Annotated in this window: 17 protein-coding genes and 1 pseudogene; 8 read left to right on the forward strand and 10 right to left on the reverse strand. The window is 71.1% G+C overall.

Annotated features, from left to right (window positions below; all coding sequences use genetic code 11):
- The 4 genes from AB8Z75_RS01465 to AB8Z75_RS01480 all read right to left on the reverse strand — a co-directional run.
- A partial coding sequence (locus AB8Z75_RS01465) for an ATP-binding cassette domain-containing protein (protein ID WP_369199475.1) occupies nt 1-946 on the reverse strand: 946 nt, incomplete at its 3' end.
- Between the two features lie 91 nt (nt 947-1037).
- Nucleotides 1038-2147, reverse strand: a complete 1110-nt coding sequence (locus AB8Z75_RS01470; protein WP_369199476.1) for a low specificity L-threonine aldolase — start codon at nt 2145-2147, stop codon at nt 1038-1040.
- Nucleotides 2126-2908, reverse strand: a complete 783-nt coding sequence (locus AB8Z75_RS01475; RefSeq protein ID WP_369199477.1) for an SDR family NAD(P)-dependent oxidoreductase — start codon at nt 2906-2908, stop codon at nt 2126-2128. Before AB8Z75_RS01475 ends, AB8Z75_RS01470 begins: the two co-directional genes overlap by 22 nt.
- A 53-nt stretch (nt 2909-2961) precedes the next feature.
- Complete coding sequence (locus AB8Z75_RS01480; RefSeq protein WP_369199478.1) at nt 2962-4377, reverse strand: DUF6421 family protein; 1416 nt, start codon at nt 4375-4377, stop codon at nt 2962-2964.
- Between the two features lie 329 nt (nt 4378-4706).
- Here AB8Z75_RS01480 and AB8Z75_RS01485 point away from each other — a divergent pair, with 329 nt between their 5' ends.
- Entirely contained in the window at nt 4707-5390 is a 684-nt protein-coding gene (locus tag AB8Z75_RS01485) for a glycerophosphodiester phosphodiesterase (protein ID WP_369199479.1), read from the forward strand.
- Between the two features lie 144 nt (nt 5391-5534).
- On the opposite strand, the gene AB8Z75_RS01490 is transcribed toward AB8Z75_RS01485, so the two are convergent.
- Nucleotides 5535-6086 (reverse strand): GNAT family N-acetyltransferase, encoded by a 552-nt coding sequence (locus tag AB8Z75_RS01490; protein WP_369199480.1) that lies wholly within the window; start codon nt 6084-6086, stop codon nt 5535-5537.
- Nucleotides 6087-6202: 116 nt separating this feature from the next.
- Here AB8Z75_RS01490 and AB8Z75_RS01495 point away from each other — a divergent pair, with 116 nt between their 5' ends.
- Nucleotides 6203-6595: a VOC family protein gene (locus AB8Z75_RS01495; RefSeq protein WP_369199481.1), complete on the forward strand. Its 393-nt coding sequence runs from the start codon at nt 6203-6205 to the stop codon at nt 6593-6595.
- Between the two features lie 193 nt (nt 6596-6788).
- Here AB8Z75_RS01495 and AB8Z75_RS01500 read toward each other — a convergent pair whose 3' ends face one another.
- Nucleotides 6789-8048 (reverse strand): acyl-CoA dehydrogenase family protein, encoded by a 1260-nt coding sequence (locus tag AB8Z75_RS01500; protein ID WP_369199482.1) that lies wholly within the window; start codon nt 8046-8048, stop codon nt 6789-6791.
- 184 nt (nt 8049-8232) lie between these two features.
- Here AB8Z75_RS01500 and AB8Z75_RS01505 point away from each other — a divergent pair, with 184 nt between their 5' ends.
- Nucleotides 8233-8877: a TetR family transcriptional regulator gene (locus AB8Z75_RS01505; RefSeq protein WP_369199483.1), complete on the forward strand. Its 645-nt coding sequence runs from the start codon at nt 8233-8235 to the stop codon at nt 8875-8877.
- A gap of 66 nt (nt 8878-8943) precedes the next feature.
- Here AB8Z75_RS01505 and def read toward each other — a convergent pair whose 3' ends face one another.
- Nucleotides 8944-9501 carry a peptide deformylase gene (gene def, locus AB8Z75_RS01510; RefSeq protein ID WP_369199484.1) on the reverse strand — a complete coding sequence of 186 codons (558 nt, stop codon included), beginning with the start codon at nt 9499-9501 and terminating at the stop codon, nt 8944-8946.
- A 118-nt stretch (nt 9502-9619) separates the two neighbouring features.
- On the opposite strand from def, the gene AB8Z75_RS01515 reads away from it, so the two are divergent.
- The 4 genes from AB8Z75_RS01515 to AB8Z75_RS01530 all read left to right on the forward strand — a co-directional run bounded on the left by AB8Z75_RS01515 (nt 9620) and on the right by AB8Z75_RS01530 (nt 13227).
- Entirely contained in the window at nt 9620-10858 is a 1239-nt protein-coding gene (locus AB8Z75_RS01515) for a MurT ligase domain-containing protein (protein ID WP_369199485.1), read from the forward strand.
- An 88-nt stretch (nt 10859-10946) separates the two neighbouring features.
- Nucleotides 10947-11675, forward strand: a complete 729-nt coding sequence (locus AB8Z75_RS01520) for a type 1 glutamine amidotransferase (RefSeq protein WP_369199486.1) — start codon at nt 10947-10949, stop codon at nt 11673-11675.
- A 237-nt stretch (nt 11676-11912) separates the two neighbouring features.
- Entirely contained in the window at nt 11913-12863 is a 951-nt protein-coding gene (locus AB8Z75_RS01525) for a cytochrome c oxidase assembly protein (RefSeq protein WP_369199487.1), read from the forward strand.
- 190 nt (nt 12864-13053) lie between these two features.
- Nucleotides 13054-13227, forward strand: coding sequence for a hypothetical protein (locus AB8Z75_RS01530; RefSeq protein ID WP_369199488.1), 174 nt, complete (start codon nt 13054-13056; stop codon nt 13225-13227).
- 140 nt (nt 13228-13367) lie between these two features.
- On the opposite strand, the gene AB8Z75_RS01535 is transcribed toward AB8Z75_RS01530, so the two are convergent.
- Nucleotides 13368-13907, reverse strand: a complete 540-nt coding sequence (locus AB8Z75_RS01535) for a type 1 glutamine amidotransferase domain-containing protein (protein WP_369199489.1) — start codon at nt 13905-13907, stop codon at nt 13368-13370.
- Nucleotides 13908-14559: 652 nt separating this feature from the next.
- Nucleotides 14560-15532 (reverse strand): annotated as a pseudogene (locus tag AB8Z75_RS01540) (SDR family NAD(P)-dependent oxidoreductase).
- 124 nt (nt 15533-15656) lie between these two features.
- On the opposite strand from AB8Z75_RS01540, the gene AB8Z75_RS01545 reads away from it, so the two are divergent.
- Entirely contained in the window at nt 15657-16169 is a 513-nt protein-coding gene (locus AB8Z75_RS01545; RefSeq protein ID WP_369199534.1) for a TetR family transcriptional regulator, read from the forward strand.
- Between the two features lie 85 nt (nt 16170-16254).
- Here the strand turns inward: AB8Z75_RS01545 and AB8Z75_RS01550 are convergent, their stop codons facing one another.
- Nucleotides 16255-17169 (reverse strand): hypothetical protein, encoded by a 915-nt coding sequence (locus AB8Z75_RS01550; RefSeq protein ID WP_369199490.1) that lies wholly within the window; start codon nt 17167-17169, stop codon nt 16255-16257.
- Between the last annotated feature and the right edge of the window lie 5 nt (nt 17170-17174).

A 17174-nucleotide genomic window follows, 5' to 3' on the forward strand; every position in this document is an offset into this window, starting at 1 on the left:
GGGTGGGTTGGGTGCTGTCGCTGGTGAGGGCGAAGAAGACGTCGTCGAGGTCGGGCGTGTGCACGGTCAGCTCCTCCGCCTCGACACCGGCCGAGTCCAGCCAGTCCAGCAGGGAGCGCAGTTCACGCTGGCTGCCGTCACTGGGAATCCGCAGCGACAACGCCTCGCCGTCGGCAGCGGCCCCGGCCAGGGCCGCGGCGGCGCCCTGGTAGGCGGCAGGATCGGTGAACCGCAGCCGCACGTGCCCGCCGGGGACGAGCCGCTTGAGCTCCTCGGCACTCCCCTCCGCCACGATCCGTCCCCCATTGAGCACCGCGATACGGTCGGCCAGATCATCGGCCTCGTCCAGATACTGCGTGGTGAGGAAGACCGTCACCCCCTCGCCCACCAGATCCCGGATGATGCCCCACATGGTCTGCCGCGAACGCGGATCCAAACCCGTCGTCGGCTCGTCCAGGAAGATGATCCGCGGCCGGCCCACCAGCGTCATCGCGAGGTCCAGGCGCCGCTTCATGCCCCCCGAGTAGGTGGCCGCCGGCTTCTTCGCGGCCTCCACCAGAGCGAACCGCTCCAGCAGCTCGGCGGTCACCCGCCGCCCCTCACGCCGGGTCAGATGGTGCAGGTCCGCCATCAGCAGCATGTTCTCCTCCCCCGTGATCAACCCGTCCACAGCGGAGAACTGCCCCGTCACCCCGATCGCGGCACGCACCGCCCGCGCGTCGGCCACGACGTCGTGTCCCGCCACGCTGGCCCGGCCGCCGTCCGCGGCGACGAGCGTGGAGAGGATCTTCACGGCGGTGGTCTTGCCCGCGCCGTTCGGGCCGAGTAGGGAGAACACCGAGCCCTGTGGCACCGCCAGGTCGATGCCGTCGAGAACCTTCTTCTCGCCGAAGGACTTGCGCAGTCCGCTGGCTGCGATGGCGCATTGATGCGCTGCCGTTGTCATGCGGCACAGCCTGCGACGAGGCGGGTTCAGCGCGGTTTCAACCCGGTTTCAGCGCCTTGCGCCCTGCGGCCGTCGGCCGCAGGGCGGTCCCTCAGCGGCCCATCTCCTCACGCAGCGCGGCGACGAAACCGTCCACGTCCTGTTCGCTGGTGTCGAAGGAGCACATCCAGCGCACGTCTCCCGCCGCCTCGTCCCAGAAGTAGAAGCGGTAGCGCTTCTGGAGGCGTTCGCTCACGTCGTGCGGAAGGCGGGCGAAGACGGCGTTGGCCTGCACGGGGTAGAGGATCTCCACTCCCTCGACCCCCCTGACGCCCTCGGCCAGCCGCTGCGCCATCGCGTTGGAGTGCCGCGCGTTGCGCAGCCACAGGTCCCCGGCCAACAGCGCTTCCAACTGCACCGAGATGAAGCGCATCTTGGACGCGAGCTGCATCGACAGCTTGCGCAGGTGTTTCATGTGGCGCACCGCGTCGGGGTCGAGCACGACGACGGCCTCACCGAAGAGCATGCCGTTCTTGGTGCCCCCGTAGGAGAGGATGTCGACCCCGGCCGCGTTGGTGAAGGCGCGCATGGGCACGTCCAGCGCGGCTGCCGCGTTGGCGATGCGCGCGCCGTCCAGATGGACGCGCATGCCGCGCTCGTGCGCGTGGTCGCACAGCGCGCGTATCTCCTCCACCGTGTAGAGCGTGCCCAGTTCGGTGTTCTGGGCGATCGAGACGACCTGCGGCATGGCCCGGTGCTCGTCGTCCCAGCCGAACGCCTCCCGGTCGATCAGCTCGGGGGTGAGCTTGCCGTCCGGGGTGGGGACGGTCAGCAGCTTCAGTCCGCCGACCCGCTCGGGGGCGCCGCACTCGTCGACGTGGATGTGCGCGCTGTCGGCGCAGATCACCGCGCCCCAGCGGTCGGTCAGTGCCTGGAGCGCGACGACGTTGGCCCCGGTGCCGTTGAAGACCGGGAAGGCCTCGGCACGGCGCCCGAAGTGGCTGCGGACGATGTCCTGGAGGTGCCGGGTGTAGTCGTCCGCGCCGTAGGCGGACTGATGGCCGCCGTTGGCGAGCGCCAGTGCCGCCAGGATCTCCGGGTGCACGCCCGCGTAGTTGTCGCTGGCGAAGCCGCGGACATCCGGGTCGTGGCGGAGCCTGGCGTCGGTGGTGGGCCGCGCCGGGGGCTGGTCGGGGCGGTTCAGGTGCGGGGCGTCAGCCACAGGCGGGTTCCGTTCAGCTCTTCGGCGGGTTTGGTCCAGGTGTCGGCCACGGCCTTGGCGAGGTCGCCCACGTCCGTGAAGCCCGCGAACTTCGCGTTCGGCCGGTCGGCCCGCATCTGGTCGTTCACCAGCGCCTTCACCACCAGGATGGCAGCGGCGGCCGGCGGCGGGCTCTCGCCCCCCGCCTTGCGGAAGGCGTCACCGAGCGCGAGCGTCCACGCCTCTGCTGCCGCCTTGGACGCGGCGTAGGCGGCGTTGCCCGCCGTGGGCTTGCTGGCACCGAGTGCGCTGATCAGCAGGAACCGTCCGTCGCCCGCCCGCTTGAGCGGGGCCTCGAAGGCGAGGGAGGTGTGCTGGAGAGTGCGGATGAGGAGGCTGTGCAGGGTGTCCCAGTCCGCCAGGTCGGTCTCGGCGAACGAGGACGACCCCCGCCAGCCACCCACCAGGTGTACGAGACCGTCGACGCGGCCGTACTCCTTCTCGGTCTTGGCGGCCCAGGCACGGGTCTCCTCCAGGTCGAGCAGGTCCACGGTGTCGCCCGTGACCGTCGCTCCCCCGTGGGCGAAACGGGCGGCGTCCACGGCCTGTGCCAGGCGCCCGGCGTCCGCGTCGCAGCCCACGACCGTGGCGCCCTCCTCCGCGAGCCGCAGCAGCGTGGCCTGCCCCGCGGGGCCCGCCGCCCCGGCGACAGCGATCACCCGGCCGTGGAGGCTGCCCTCACCATTGCCCTCGTAACCGCGCCGTGTCGTCGTGTCCGTCATCTCCGTCGCCTCCTCGCGTTCCCGGCCTTCCGCCGCACCGCCCGGTCCACCGCTCACGCCGCGGTGGCCTGGATCCGACTGCCGGCGGTGATGCCCTGAGTCGATGCGATCACACTCCGCAGCTTCTTCGCGAGGGCCTCGTAGAACATGCTGAGCGGAAACTCGTCGGGCAGCACCTCGTCGACCAGCTTGCGCGGCGGCAGGCTCAGGTCGAGGGCGTCGGGCCCCTTGGCCCAGGTGGAGCCGGGGTGCGGGGCGAGGTAGCGGGAGACCAGCTCGTACGCCTTGAACCAGTGCACCAGCTTGGGGCGGTCGATCCCGGCGCGGTAGAGCGTCTCGATCTCCTCGCGGAGGGCGACGGTGACCCGGCGGGCGCGGTCCCAGTCGATGGCGAGCTTGTTGTCGGTCCAGCGCAGCGCGTCGTGCTGGTGGAGGTAGGCGAAGAGCAGCTGGCCGCCGAGGCCGTCGTAGTTGCGCTTGCGCTCGCCGGTGACGGGGAAGCGGAAAAGCCGCTCCAAGAGCATGGCGTACTGCACGTCGCGGCCCTGCGGCAGGCCGTCGGCCTCCAGTTTCACGCCCTCGTGGAAGGCGGTCAGGTCGCAGCGCAGCTCTTCGAGGCCGTACATCCAAAACGGCTGCCGCTGCTTGATCATGAAGGGGTCGAACGGCAGGTCGCCGTGGCTGTGGGTGCGGTCGTGGACCATGTCCCACAGCACGAACGTCTGCTGGCAGCGCTCCTGGTCGGCCAGGAGTTCGCGGGCCTCCTCGGGGAGTTCGAGGCTGGTGACGTCGCAGGCGGCCTGGACGACGCGGCGGAAGCGCGCGGCTTCGCGGTCGCAGAAGATGCCGCCCCAGCTGAAGCGCTCAGGGGCCTCGCGCACGGCGATGGTCTCCGGGAAGAGCACGGCGGAGTGAGTGTCGTAACCGGAGGTGAAGTCCTCGAAGGTGATGCCGCAGAAGAGCGGGTTGTCGTAGCGGGTGCGCTCCAGCTCGGCCAGCCAGTCGGGCCACACCATGCGCAGCACGACCGCCTCCAGGTTGCGGTCCGGGTTGCCGTTCTGCGTGTACATCGGGAAGACGACCAGGTGCTGGAGGCCGTCGGCGCGGCCCTGCGCGGGCTGGAAGGCGAGCAGGGAGTCGAGGAAGTCGGGCACCCCGAAGCCGCCGTCGGCCCAGCGGCGCAGGTCGGTGACCAGGGCCCGGTGGTAGCCCGCGTCGTGCGGCAGTAGCGGGGAGAGCTCCTCGACGGCGCTCACGACGCGCTCCAGGTGCTCCCTCACCGCCTCGGGTGCCGGGGCGTCCTCGGCGTCGAAGTCGATCGAGCCGTCCTTGGACTGGGCGGGTCGTACGGCCTCGACGGCCGTCTTCAGCGCGGCCCAGGCGGGGTGCGCGGCCACACTCTCGGCATCGGCGCTCGCGGACGGCGAAACGCCGCCACTGGAAGGCGCGGGCGAAAGGATTTCCGTCATGTTGACCCCTCCACAGGAGAAACTCGCGTAAGGAAACCGTATACGCGCCGCCATCTCCTCTCAAGGGGAGGGCGCAGAAGATTATCCTGTGCCACCGGGGGTACCACCGTCATTCTTGCGGCCAATGGCGAAGTGGGCGCACGCCTTTCCCAGAGCCGGTGGGGTCCCGCCGGCCTCCGGCAGGTGAGCGGCCGACCCCGCGGAAGACGAGAGGCGGGGGCGGCCACCCGGACGTCCGGTGCGCGGTCACCGGAAGGCGGGCCGACCGCTAATCTGGCCGCGGCGTCCGCACGCCACCGCCTTACGCCGCACGAAAGCGAGACCGCACCGTGCCACTGCTCACCGTCGGACACCGCGGAGTGATGGGCGTCGAGCCCGAGAACACCCTGCGCTCCTTCGTCCGCGCCGAACGCGAGGGACTCGACGTCATCGAGCTCGACCTGCACCTGAGCAAGGACGGCGCGCTGGTGGTGATGCACGACGCCGACGTGGCCCGCACGACGGACGGGACGGGCCCCATCGGCGAGCTCACCCTGGCCCAGCTGCGCGAGTTGGACGCGGGACAGGGCGAGCGGGTGCCGATTTTCGAAGAGGTCGTCGACGCGGTCCGCAGCCCGCTCCAGGCCGAGATCAAGGACCGTGCCGCCGCGCGCGTGCTGGCCGACACCATCCAGCGGCGCGGGCTGCACGACCGTGTGACGGTGATCTCCTTCCACGCCGAAGCGCTCCGCGAGACCCGCGAACACCTGCGCGACATCCCGCTCGTGCTGGTGGCGGGCCGCTCCTCCCCCACCGCGCCCGAGCGCGCCAGGGAACTGGGCGCGGGCATGGTCTCGCTGGAGCTGCGGCACGTCGACGCGGACATCGTCGGCCGCGCCCACGCCGCCGGGATCAAGGTGATCAGCTGGACCGTCAACACCGACGAGGACCTGGCCCGGGTCCGCGAGCTGGGGCTGGACGGCGTCGTCACGGACATGCCCGGCATCCGGGCGGCAGCCGGCGCACCGGCCTGACGTCGGGGCACACGGCCACGGCACACACGCCAGGGCACACGCCACACGCCACACGCCACACGCGCCAGGGCACACGGCAGGGGGCGGCGCACCGTCGCCGCGCCCCCGCCGGTGGTCGCCGCGCCCCCGCCGCCGGTGGTCACGTCACCCCAGCGGCTTGACCAGTTCCTCGAAGACGAGGTCGGGCCGCCGCGGGATGCCGAAGCGCTCGTCGCCGTAGGGGAAGGGGCTGAGCTCGCCGGTGCGGGCGTAGCCGCGCCGCTCGTACCAGGCGATCAGGTCCTCGCGCTGCCTGATGACCTGCATCCGCATCCGGGTGGCTCCCCACTGGCCGCGCACCGTCCGCTCGGCCTCCGCGAGCACGGCCCGGCCGACGCCGCCGCCCTGCAGGCCGGGGCTGACCGCGAACATGCCGAAGGACGCTTCCTCGCCCCGGTGCTCAAGCTGGCAGCAGGCGACGACGGCGCCCTCCCGCTCGACCACCAGCATGATGCTCTCCGGATCGCGGACGGCGGCGCCGACACCCTCGGGGTCGGTGCGCTGCCCCTCCAGCAGGTCGGCCTCGGTGGTCCAGCCCGCGCGGCTGGCGTCACCGCGGTAGGCGGACTCCACGAGCGCGGTGAGCAGGGGGGTGTCGGCGTCGACGGCGTGGCGGAAGGTGAGGGGCAGCTCGCCCCGTTGTGCGGTGTCGCTCATGTCGGCCGACCATATCCGGCACGCCGCGCGGGAGCGCCGCACCGGTCCGCTGCGGCACGGCGCGGCGCCGCACAGCCGCTCCCGGCGCGGGCGGGTCGGAACTACAGTGCCGTGGCATGGTGCATGTACTGAGCAGCCGGATCCTGCTGCGGCCCACCGATCCCGACAGGTCGCGGGCCTTCTACGGCGAGACGCTGGGGCTGGAGATCTCCCGCGAGTTCGGCACGGGCCCCGAGCGGGGCACCGTCTACTTCCTTGGCGGCGGTTTCCTGGAGGTCTCCGGGCGGAGCGAGGGGCCCGCCGGTGAGACGCTCCAGCTGTGGCTCCAGGTCGCCGACGTGGCGCAGGCGCACGAGGAGCTGCACCGGGCGGGGGCCGAGGTGCTGCGGCCACCGCTGCGGGAGCCCTGGGGCCTGGTCGAGATGTGGATCGCCGACCCCGACGGGCACCGCATCGTGCTCGTCCAGGTCCCCGACGACCACCCGCTGCGCTACCGGCCGGGGATCTGAGGGCCCGGCCGCCCGGCCGTCCCCGGGTCCGCTGCACAGCCCGCCGGTCTCACGCCCCGGACGTCCGCAGCAGTGCCCCCGTCACCTGCCACCCCCACCGCGACCGCGTTGGGAGTGGCAGGTGACGGGTGGCCGCGAACGGCATGGATCATGGCGTCGCGCCGGCCCGGCACCCGGTGCGTGACCCCGGCCGTCAGCGGATCGGCATGCCGGACAGGGTGCGGGCGATGACCAGGCGCTGGATCTCGCTCGTGCCCTCGAAGATGGAGTAGATCGCGGCGTCGCGGTGCATACGCTCCACCGGGTACTCACGGGTGTAGCCGTTGCCGCCGAGGATCTGGATGGCCTGCGCGGTGACCTTCTTGGCCGTCTCGCTGGCGAACAGCTTGGACATGGAGCCCTCGGCCGACTCGAACTTGCGGCCGCTCACGCCCATCCAGGAGGCGCGCCACACCAGCAGGCGGGCGGCGTCGACGCTGGTGCGCATGTCGGCGAGCTGGAAGGCGACGCCCTGGTTGTCGATGATCGGGCGGCCGAACTGCTCCCGCGTCTTCGCGTAGTCGAGCGCGACCTCGTACGCGGCGCGCGCGGTGCCGACGGCCATCGCGCCGACGGCCGGGCGGGAGGCCTCGAAGGTCGCCATGGCGGCGTTCTTCACTCTCCCCCAGCCTCCGGCCGGGGGGACCCCCACGCCCCCCTTCTTGGCGCGCTCCTTGGCGCGGGCCAGGCGCTCGTCCAGCTTCTCCTTGCCGCCGAGCAGGCAGTGTCCGGGCACACGCACGTCGTCCAGGACGACCTCGGCGGTGTGCGAGGCGCGGATGCCGTGCTTGAGGAACTTCTGTCCCTGGGACAGGCCCGGGGTGCCGGGCGGGACGATGAAGGAGGCGTGGCCCTTGGAGCCGAGCTCCGGGTCGACGCTGGCCACGACGACGTGCACGTTGGCGATGCCGCCGTTGGTGGCCCAGGTCTTGGTGCCGTTGAGCACCCACTCGTCCGTGGCCTCGTCGTAGACGGCGCGGGTGCGCATGGCCGCGACGTCGGATCCCGCGTCCGGCTCGGAGGAGCAGAAGGCGGCGACCTTCACGTCACTGGCGTCGCCGTACATCTGGGGCACCCAGGTGCCGATCTGCTCCTCGGTGCCGTTGGCCAGGACGCCGACGGCGGCCAGGCCCGTGCCGACGATCGACAGGGCGATGCCCGCGTCGCCCCAGAACAGCTCCTCCATCGTCATGGGAATGCCGAGCCCTGTCGGGTCGAAGAACTGCTGGGCGTAGAAGTCGAGCGAGTAGAGGCCTATCTTGGCGGCCTCCTGGATGATCGGCCAGGGGGTCTCCTCGCGCTCGTCCCACTCTGCTGCCGCGGGGCGCATCACGTCGGCGGCGAATCCGTGGAGCCAGTCGCGGACTTCCTTCTGGTCGTCGTTGAGGTCCAGTGCGAACTCGGTTTCGGCCATCGTCGGGTCCTCCGCCAGTCTCAATCGGTCGTTACCATCGGTAATCCTCAGTCTGTTACCCGCCAGTAGCCGATGTCAACTCCCGCTCATCGCCCCGGTGCGCACCTCATCCGCGCACGTGAGCGCCGTCGGAGGGTGTTACGTTGCGGCGTTGGGAGCACGCACGAGGGGGCGGGAGACGCACATGGAGACCACACGCCAGGACGACCGGGTCAACCCCACCGAACAGCGGCGCAGGGAACTGCTCGAAGCCGCCGACCGGGTCGTGCTACGGGATGGCCCCGGCGCCTCCATGAACGCGATCGCCGCCGAGGCCGGCATCACCAAACCCATCCTCTACCGGCACTTCGGCGACAAGGGCGGCCTCTACCGCGCCCTCGCCGTCCGGCACACCGACGCCCTGCTGGCCTCACTGCGCGCCGCTCTGGACGCACCCAGCGAACGGCGCGAGCGCGTCGAGGCGACGCTGGAGACGTATCTGACCGCCATCGAGGCCCACCCGCAGGTCTACCGCTTTCTGATGCACCCGGCGGAGGACTCCCCCGGCAGTGAACGGGGCTTCGACGTGGGACAGCACTCGGCCCCCCTGCTGCGCCGGCTGGGCGAGGAGCTGGCCACGGTCATCGCCGAGCGGCTCGACCTGGGGCCGGAGAGCGACGAGTTGGCCCGGGTGTGGGGACACGGCATCGTCGGAATGATGCATGCGGCCGGCGACTGGTGGCTGCGCGAGAAGCCGTGCGCGCGCAAGCAGTTGGTGCGTCACCTGGCCGACCTGCTGTGGGGCAGGCTGGCCGCCGCGGGCGACCGCGTGGGCGGTCCGGGCTTCTGAGGCCCGGCTGCCGTGCTATCCGTCATCCGTCCGCGCGCCGCACCGCCACCCGTCGGCGGGCGACCACTACCCCTCCGCGGGCAGCGGTGCGGACCACTCCGCCCTGCGGACGGCGCGCAGGGTGCGCCACCGCGCCAGCCCGCCGAGCCGGTCGGTGTAGAGGCCACCGGAGAGGTGGTCGTGCTCGTGCTGGAGGCACCGCGCGAAGAAGCCGGTGCCCTCGATCCGCACCGGGCTCCCCGTCACGTCCTCCCCCTCGACGACCGCCACGTCCAAGCGCGGCGTCGGGGCCTCGAGCCCGGGCAGCGACAGACAGCCCTCCGGCCCCCGGACGGTCGGCCCCTCCGTGTGCACCAGCCGCGGATTGACGACATGGCCCCGGTGGCGGCGGTCCTCGTCGTCCGGGCAGTCGAAGACGAACACCCGCAGCGGAACACCGACCTGGCAGGCCGCCAGTCCGACACCGCGGGCCGCGTACATCGAGGCGAACAGGTCCTCCACCAGCGCGTCCAACGGCCCCTCCGCCTCGGTGACAGGGCGGCTGGCGGCGTGCAGCACCGGATCGCCGTACGTCCGCAGCGGGCGTACGGCGCCACCAGAGCCCGGGATACGGCCGCGTCGCATGGCCGACACCCTACGTGGGGCGCCAGACCGGTGATCTTCGCAGGGTGGCGCGGTCCTGACCCCGCCCGTATCTCGGTAGGCTTCTCCTCTACGCGAGGGGCAAGGAGGTTCAAGGACGATGGCAGGCAATGCGGAGCCACTGTCGCCGCGGTCCAAGCTGGCCGTGACGGCGGGCAAGGCGGCCGCGGCGGTGTCGCGGGCCGCGGGCCGCGGCAGCGGGTCGGTGATCGGCGGCAAGGTCGCGCTCAGACTCGACCCGGACCTGTTGCAGCGGCTGGCCCAGCACCTGGACGTGGTGCTGGTGTCCGCCACCAACGGCAAGACGACGACCACCAGGCTGATCGCCGAGGCGCTGCGCGCCAACGGCGAGGTGGTCTCCAACGCGCTGGGCGCCAACATGCCTGCCGGCATCACCTCGGCACTGGCCGGCGGATCAAGCGCCCGATACGGCGTGATCGAGGTGGACGAGAAGTACCTGTCCGGCGTGGCCCGGGACGTGACGCCCAAGGCCATAGCGCTGCTGAACCTCTCGCGTGACCAGCTCGACCGCGCGGCCGAGACCCGGATGCTGGCCGAGCGGTGGCGCGAGGGCCTCTCGGGCCAGAAGGCCGTCATCATCGCCAACGCCGACGACCCGCTCGTGGTCTGGGCCGCCTCCTCCTCCCCGAACGTGGTGTGGGTGGCCGCGGGACAGGAGTGGAAGGACGACGCCTGGTCCTGCCCGGCCTGCGGCGGCGTGATGCAGCGCCCCGGCGACGACTGGTTCTGCGCCGAGTGCGGCTTCCGCCGCCCGACGCCGACCTGGGCGCTGTCGGGTGACCACGTCCTCGACCCGCACGGCTCCGCCTGGCCGATCCACCTGCAACTGCCCGGCCGCGCGAACAAGGCGAACGCGGCGACCTCGGCCGCCGTCGCCGCCGCCTTCGGGGTGCCGCCGCAGACGGCGCTGGAGCGGATGTACGCGGTCAAGGCCGTCGCGGGCCGGTACGACGTGGTGCAGTACCAGGACCGCGACATCCGGCTGCTCCTGGCGAAGAACCCCGCCGGATGGCTGGAGACCTTCTCCCTGATCGACCCGCCGCCCGCCCCGGTGATCCTGGCGGTGAACGCCCGCAGCGCGGACGGCACCGACACCTCCTGGCTGTGGGACGTCGACTACGGGCGCCTCGCCGGGCACCCGATCTGCGTGATCGGCGACCGCAAGCTGGACCTCGCGGTGCGGCTGGAGGTCGCGGGCGTGCAGTTCCAGGTGTGCGAGGACGCCGCGGACGCGGTGCGCAGGTGCCCGCCGGGACGGATCGAGGCCATCGCGAACTACACCGCGTTCCAGGACCTGCGCCGCGCCGTCGGCAACTGATCACCCGTATCTTGGGAGTCCGGACGGCCACTCGCGCCGACCCCCGGCCGTCCGGCCCCTTCGACCCCGCGCAAGGAGAATCGGCGGCATGAGTGACACGAGTCTGCGTCTGGTGTGGGTCTATCCCGACCTGCTGAGCACGTACGGCGACCAGGGCAACGCGCTCGTGGTGGAGCGGCGGGCGCGGCAGCGGGGGCTGGACGTCCAGCGGCTGGACGTCCGCTCCGACCAGCCGATCCCCACCTCAGGGGACATCTACCTGATCGGCGGCGGCGAGGACAGGCCGCAGCGGCTGGCCGCCGAGCGGCTGCTGCGCGACGGCGGGCTGAACCGGGCGGTGGACAACGGCGCCATCGTCTTCGCCGTGTGCGCCGGCTACCAGATCATGGGCCACGAGTTCGTCAACGACCTCGGTGAGCGGTCGGCCGGGCTCGGGCTCCTCGATGTGACCAGCAGCCGCGGCGAGGCCGCTCGCTGTGTCGGCGACGTCCTCGGGGACTCCGACGAGTACCTGGGCCTCCCCCAGCTGACCGGCTTCGAGAACCACCAGGGCATCACCCACCTCGGCCCCGGGGTGCGCCCGCTGGCCCGGGTGCGGCTCGGCAACGGCAACGGAACGGGCGACGGCACCGAGGGCGCCTGGCGGGACACGGTCTTCGGTACGTACCTGCACGGTCCCGTGCTGGCCCGCAACCCGCTGATCGCGGACATGTTGATCAAGCTGTCGCTGGACGTGAACGCGCTGACGCCCGTCGACGACACGTGGTACGACGCGCTGCGCCAGGAGCGGATCGCCGCGGCGACCCAGCCGGCCTGAGCGCCCCAGCCGGCCTTGAGCAACCCCGGCCGGCCTGAGCGCCCCCGGCCGGCCTGCGAGAGGCACCGGGCTGGGCGCCCCGGCCGGTCAGGGCCCTGGGCCCAGGCCCCGGGGCCCAGGGCCCTGACGAGGCCGGTTTCCCACGACACCGCCCGTGGTGGGTGCCCCGCCGAGGGTGTCCACCACGGGCGGTTCTAGTCTGGTGCGGGCGTATCGGTCGGTTGCGGGAGAGTTCGGATGGATCACGGCGGACACGGCATGACGATGGATCTGCCGCCGTTCACGGTCGCGCGGGGACTCGCGTTCACGGGTGAGCCGTTCTTCCTGGTGGGGTGCCTGCTGGCGCTGGCCCTCTACGGCTGGGGAGTGGTGCGGCTGCGGCGGCGGGGCGACGCGTGGCCGGTGGGCCGCACCATCGGCTTCGTCACCGGCGTGCTGACCGTGGCCCTGGTGATGTGCACGGGGCTGAACGAGTACGGCATGGTGCTCTTCAGCGTGCACATGGTGCAGCACATGGTGATCAGCATGCTGTCGCCGATCCTGCTGCTGCTGGGCGCCCCGGTGACGCTGACACTGCGGGCACTGCCGTCCGCCGGGCGGGGCCGCAAGGGGCCGCGGGAACTGCTCGTGGCGCTGCTGCACAGCCGCTACCTGCGGGTGATCACCCACCCCGCCTTCACGATCCCGCTGTTCATCGCGAGCCTGTACGCCCTCTACTTCACCCCGCTCTTCGACTTCCTGATGGGCTCCATGGTCGGGCACCTCGCGATGATGGTGCACTTCCTGGCCGTGGGCCTGGTGTTCTTCTGGCCGATCATGGGCGTGGACCCGGGACCGCACCGGCCCGGCTTCGTGATGCGGATCCTGGAGCTGTTCGCGGGCATGCCCTTCCACGCGTTCTTCGGCATCGCGCTGATGATGGCGTCGGAGCCGATGATCGAGACGTATGCCGACCCGCCCGCCTCCCTGGGCGTCAGCGCGCTGTCGGACCAGTCGGCCGCGGGCGGCATCGCCTGGGCGTTCAGCGAGATCCCCTCGGTGATGGTGCTGGTTGCCCTGGTGTTCCAGTGGTACGTCACCGAGCAGCGCCACGCCCGGCGCCGGGACCGCAGGGCGGACCGGGACGGCGACCGGGAGCTGGCGGCCTACAACGCCTACCTGGCCTCCCTCAGGACCCGGGAGCAGTGAGAACGGCCGAGGCCGGTACGCCGCCGTTCAGGCGGGCACCTCGGGGGCGCGCCGCAAGGGATCTACGGGAGCGTTGAGGCGCGCAGTGGCGCACGGGGCCGCGGACGGGCGACCATGGTGGCCTGGCCGCGGCCCCGGTGCGTGCGCGACCCGTACACCGCGGGGCCGCCGGGAGGAGGACAGTGCTGTGATGGCTGGTCTGACGCGGGTGCCGGCGTCCGCGAAGGCGATGACCGTGTGCACGGTCGTGGGCCTGGTGGTGGTCACGGCGTACACGGTGGCCCTGGGAAGCAGCGGGTGGCTCTGGTTCTGCTGGGTGGTGCTGGCCCTGGTCACGCTGGGCGTGTACGCGACCCGGAACTGAGAGCCCCCGCCGACGGGGAACGCGTCGGCGGGGCAGGACCGAGGAAACGCGCCACACACGTCGCGCCGGGCTCCGGCGGCCCCGCGAGGCCGCCGGAGCCCGGCGCGGAGGTCTCCCCGAAGGGAGCACGGCCCGGCGGGTCAGCCGCCGGCGCCGAACTCGGCCAGGAACGCCTTGTCGAACGCCTTCAGATCGTCGGGCTTACGGCTTGTGATCAGCTTGTTGTTTCCGCCGTCGCAGACCTTGACCTGCTCGTCGACCCAGTTGCCGCCCGCGTTGCGGATGTCGGTGCGCAGGCTCGGGTACGAGGTCAGTGTCCGGCCCCGCACCACGTCGGCCTCGACCAGGGTCCACGGCGCGTGGCAGATCGCGGCGACCGGGAGCCCCGCCTCGAAGAACCCCTTAACGAACGCGACGGCCTTCTGATCCGTGCGCAAGAGGTCGGGGTTGGCCACACCGCCCGGCAGGACGAGTCCGTCGAAGTCGGAGGGATCGGCCTGGGCGACGAGCTGGTCGACGGGGAAGGTGTCGCCCCGGTCCAGATGGTTGAAGGCCTGGACGGGCCCGGCACTGGTGGACAGCAGGATGGGCGTGCCGCCTGCCTCCTTGACTGCGTCCCATGGGTCGGTCAGCTCGATCTGTTCTGCGCCCTCGGGCGCGACGAGAAAGGCAACACGCACGTGACCTCACGTCCTTTCCGTCATCTCGCGTGCGTCCCTGCGGGTCCCCGCTGGGCGCGGACGTATGCGTGAGACCGGCACGCCGAGTAGGGGTGTGACCGAGACACGCGCCACGGAGGCAACGGGATGGTCTTGAAGCCCTGATGCGCTCGGATTTACGTGCGGCGACGTCCAGCGGTGTCTCGCTCGGCGACGTACCGGGCGACGGAGTCGACGCCGGGCCGTGCGTATCGCTCCAGGGGGCGGACGGAGGCGTGGCGGGAGCGGGCCGCTGCCGCAGTAAATCCGGCATCTACTGCGGCACCACCCTGGCGAGCCGACCGGGCACAGCGCGAGCAGGGAGCCCAGGCGGTAGCGGCGGCCCCGGATACGGCGCGGATCGGGTAGTTGGCCCAACACGTCCGCCAGGCAGGCGAGCTGTGACGGTTCCGGTTTGGGGAAGGCGGAATCAGTGCCTGCGCGGTGGTGCTGCAGGACACGGATCAGGGGGGGACGGCACGCGAACGCGACCTCTGTTCGTGAGCAAAGGCTTGGCCAATGGCTCTGCGCATCGGACGTGGCTGTCTTCGCAGGCCACGTGCCATCGGCCTGGTGGGTCGATGCGGTGACCAACAAGGAAGGCGGCGGTGCCGCTTTCTGTGGCGTCGAAAGGTCAGGCGTGGAGCAGGTCGGTTGAGACCGTCCAGAGGCGCTTGGCGGTGGCGGGATCGAGCGCCCATTCCTTGACGCCGTGCGGATACTGCGCGAGGTCAGCGTTGTTCGTCACGGTGTGGGCCTCTTGTGCATCGTCGAGGTAGTGGCCTCCGGAGTGTGCGAACTCCGGGGCGACGGCCGCGACGATGCTGGTGGCAGCCCCCTGCTCGACCGTTTTGTAGGTGAAGACTCCGGCGGCTTCGGCCGCGTCGAGCGACTCCTTCTGTTGCGTTGTGAAGTTCCGCTGCAGTCCCGTCGCGACACCACCGGGGTTCACCGCATTGGCAATGATGCCGTCGGACGCCCAGCGGCGACTCGCCTCGACAGCGAATAGAGAGTTCGCCGTCTTCGACTGGGCGTAGGCAATCTGCGGATCGTAGCTGCGACGCTCGAAGTGGAGGTCGTCGAAGTCGATGCCGGCACGCATGTGCGCCGTCGAACTGACCGAGACGATCCGTGCTCCGTCGCGGTCGGCCGCTCCCCAGAGCCAGGGCGCCATGAAGACCGGTGGTCAGGGCGAAGTGCCCAAGATGGTTCGTCGCGAATTGCAGCTCCCAGCCCTCACGTGTGCGTTCGAGGCCGCCAGTGACTACGCCCGCGTTGTTGATCAGCAAGTGCAGCGGGCCGCCCCACGCGTCTACAAATCGCGTGATGGTGGTCCGGTCGGCAAGGTCGAGCCGGACGACACGGGGCCGTATGCCCCCGGTCGACTTCTCGATCGTCTCGGCAACGGCGTCCCCCGCCGTCGCGTTCCGGACAGCGAGCGTCACCTCCGCCCCGGCAGCGGTCAACGCGCGAGCCGTCTCGATTCCGATTCCGGAGGAAGCTCCCGTCACGACCGCGCGGACGCCGGTGAGGTCGACGCCCCGCAGTACCTCGTCCGCAGTGCTGGAGGCGGTGAAGGGCGTGGAGATGGGTTCGCGAGTAGTCATGGCGGCGACTATACGCACTAGTCTTGATTTGTATAGTTCGATTCCCGCTCGTATACTCGGCCCCATGAACAGTCCCGATGCCGGTAAATCGCCGTCGACAGTCGCCGACACCGGCCGTCGGACCATGGTTCTGGACTCCGCCCTGGCCACGTTCGCGCGATTCGGTTACCGGAAGACCTCGATGGAGGAGGTGGCGCGGGCGGCGGACATTTCCCGGCCCGGGCTGTACTTTCTCTTCTCCTCGAAGGAGAGCCTGTTCCGCGCCGCCGTCACCCAGGCGTTGGAGCGCGACATCACAGCGGTCGAACACGTCCTGGCCGACACCGGCCGCCCGCTTGCGGAGCGCCTTCTCGATGCGTTCGACCAGTGGGCGGGCCGCTATATCGGCCCACTGACGCGCGATGCGGCGGTGGTCATCGAGGACAATCCAGGCCTCCTGGGGAAGATCATCGAGACCACGCCGCAACGTTTCGAGCAACTGATCACAGACGCGATCGCCGTCGAGGCAGGACAAGCGGCGGCCCGCCCAGTCGCCCAGACGATGATCAGCGCATCGACCGGCCTCAAGCACCAGGTCGCATCGCGGGAGTTCTACCTCGAACGCCTGAAGGTCGCCATCGATCTCCTGACGCGCTGAAGACGCTTACCGAAGCCGCGGTAGAGAGCCCGGCCGAACAGCCAGGTTGGCGCGCCCCGCCAGAAATGGGGCACCGGTCACATGCTCAGTGCGACAGGACAGCGGCCTCCGGGCCGGCGGACCGCGTGTCTCCCGTCTCCACGCGGAAGGGGTATGTCCCGGCTGCGGTGAACGCGTCGTGGATCGGCCTGATGAGCGAGGTGAGGCGACGGACGCCGGCGTCGCCGATCGGCGTCCACAGCGCCGCGCAGTGCTCGTCGGTCTCGACCTCGATCTGCTCGCGCGCCGCGATGCCGGCATCGGTAGCGGTGCCGTCGGCGTCGAGCCAGCCGCGTGCGACGAGGCGTTCCGTTGCCGCGGCCACCTCCTCGTCGTCCCACAGCCGGGTGGCACGCGCGATGGCTTCCGGGAAGTGACCTGTCGCGGTTTGCAGCACGTTGCAGTCACACGGCCCGAGGCCGCCCGCTGCGAGCACGGTGAAATGCGCGTCGCCGCGCCACTCGCGCAGCACCGTGATGTGCTGCCACAGCGCGACGAGCGGATCGCCCGGGAGGGGGACCGAGGCGTTGGCGGCGGCCATCGTCTTCCCGGCGTAGTCGGCGCTCGCGACGACCGGGTCGATCAGCGAGCGTGCCTCGGCGATCTGGTCGGCGGTGAGGCTCACGCCGACGCGCCGCAACGCACGACCGACGGCTGTGAAGCGAGCGGCCTGCCACTCCTGTGGCGACGCTGCGTCCCAGACGCCTGCCATGGCCCGCACCGACCGCGGGCTGAAGTTGTAGAAGGCCGCGAGCGTGACCTGCCATGGGACTGCGCCCATGGGGGCTGACCGGAACGCGAAGTACGCCGGTCCGTACTCGGTCACGCCCAGCTTGGCGGCCTCTTCCGGTGCCTCGGGGATGAAGTAGACGAACAGGTGGGCCGCGTTGACGGTGAGGCTGACCTCCCGAACGGCGTTCAGGTCCATGTCGGCGCGAGCGAAGGTGTTGGCGTGATGCATCGTGG

The organism is Streptomyces sp. PU-14G (assembly GCF_041028275.1).
Lineage (GTDB): Bacteria > Actinomycetota > Actinomycetes > Streptomycetales > Streptomycetaceae > Streptomyces.

Excerpts from the sequence above, each read along its gene's own strand:
- AB8Z75_RS01475 (WP_369199477.1), bottom strand. The coding sequence starts at position 2,908 with ATGACGGACACGACGACACGGCGCGGTTACGAGGGCAATGGTGAGGGC.
- AB8Z75_RS01480 (WP_369199478.1), bottom strand. The coding sequence starts at position 4,377 with ATGACGGAAATCCTTTCGCCCGCGCCTTCCAGTGGCGGCGTTTCGCCG.
- AB8Z75_RS01490 (WP_369199480.1), bottom strand. The coding sequence starts at position 6,086 with ATGAGCGACACCGCACAACGGGGCGAGCTGCCCCTCACCTTCCGCCAC.
- AB8Z75_RS01495 (WP_369199481.1), top strand. The coding sequence starts at position 6,203 with ATGGTGCATGTACTGAGCAGCCGGATCCTGCTGCGGCCCACCGATCCC.
- AB8Z75_RS01500 (WP_369199482.1), bottom strand. The coding sequence starts at position 8,048 with ATGGCCGAAACCGAGTTCGCACTGGACCTCAACGACGACCAGAAGGAA.
- AB8Z75_RS01505 (WP_369199483.1), top strand. The coding sequence starts at position 8,233 with ATGGAGACCACACGCCAGGACGACCGGGTCAACCCCACCGAACAGCGG.
- def (WP_369199484.1), bottom strand. The coding sequence starts at position 9,501 with ATGCGACGCGGCCGTATCCCGGGCTCTGGTGGCGCCGTACGCCCGCTG.
- AB8Z75_RS01515 (WP_369199485.1), top strand. The coding sequence starts at position 9,620 with ATGGCAGGCAATGCGGAGCCACTGTCGCCGCGGTCCAAGCTGGCCGTG.
- AB8Z75_RS01520 (WP_369199486.1), top strand. The coding sequence starts at position 10,947 with ATGAGTGACACGAGTCTGCGTCTGGTGTGGGTCTATCCCGACCTGCTG.
- AB8Z75_RS01525 (WP_369199487.1), top strand. The coding sequence starts at position 11,913 with ATGGATCACGGCGGACACGGCATGACGATGGATCTGCCGCCGTTCACG.
- AB8Z75_RS01530 (WP_369199488.1), top strand. The coding sequence starts at position 13,054 with ATGGCTGGTCTGACGCGGGTGCCGGCGTCCGCGAAGGCGATGACCGTG.
- AB8Z75_RS01545 (WP_369199534.1), top strand. The coding sequence starts at position 15,657 with ATGGTTCTGGACTCCGCCCTGGCCACGTTCGCGCGATTCGGTTACCGG.
- AB8Z75_RS01550 (WP_369199490.1), bottom strand. The coding sequence starts at position 17,169 with ATGCATCACGCCAACACCTTCGCTCGCGCCGACATGGACCTGAACGCC.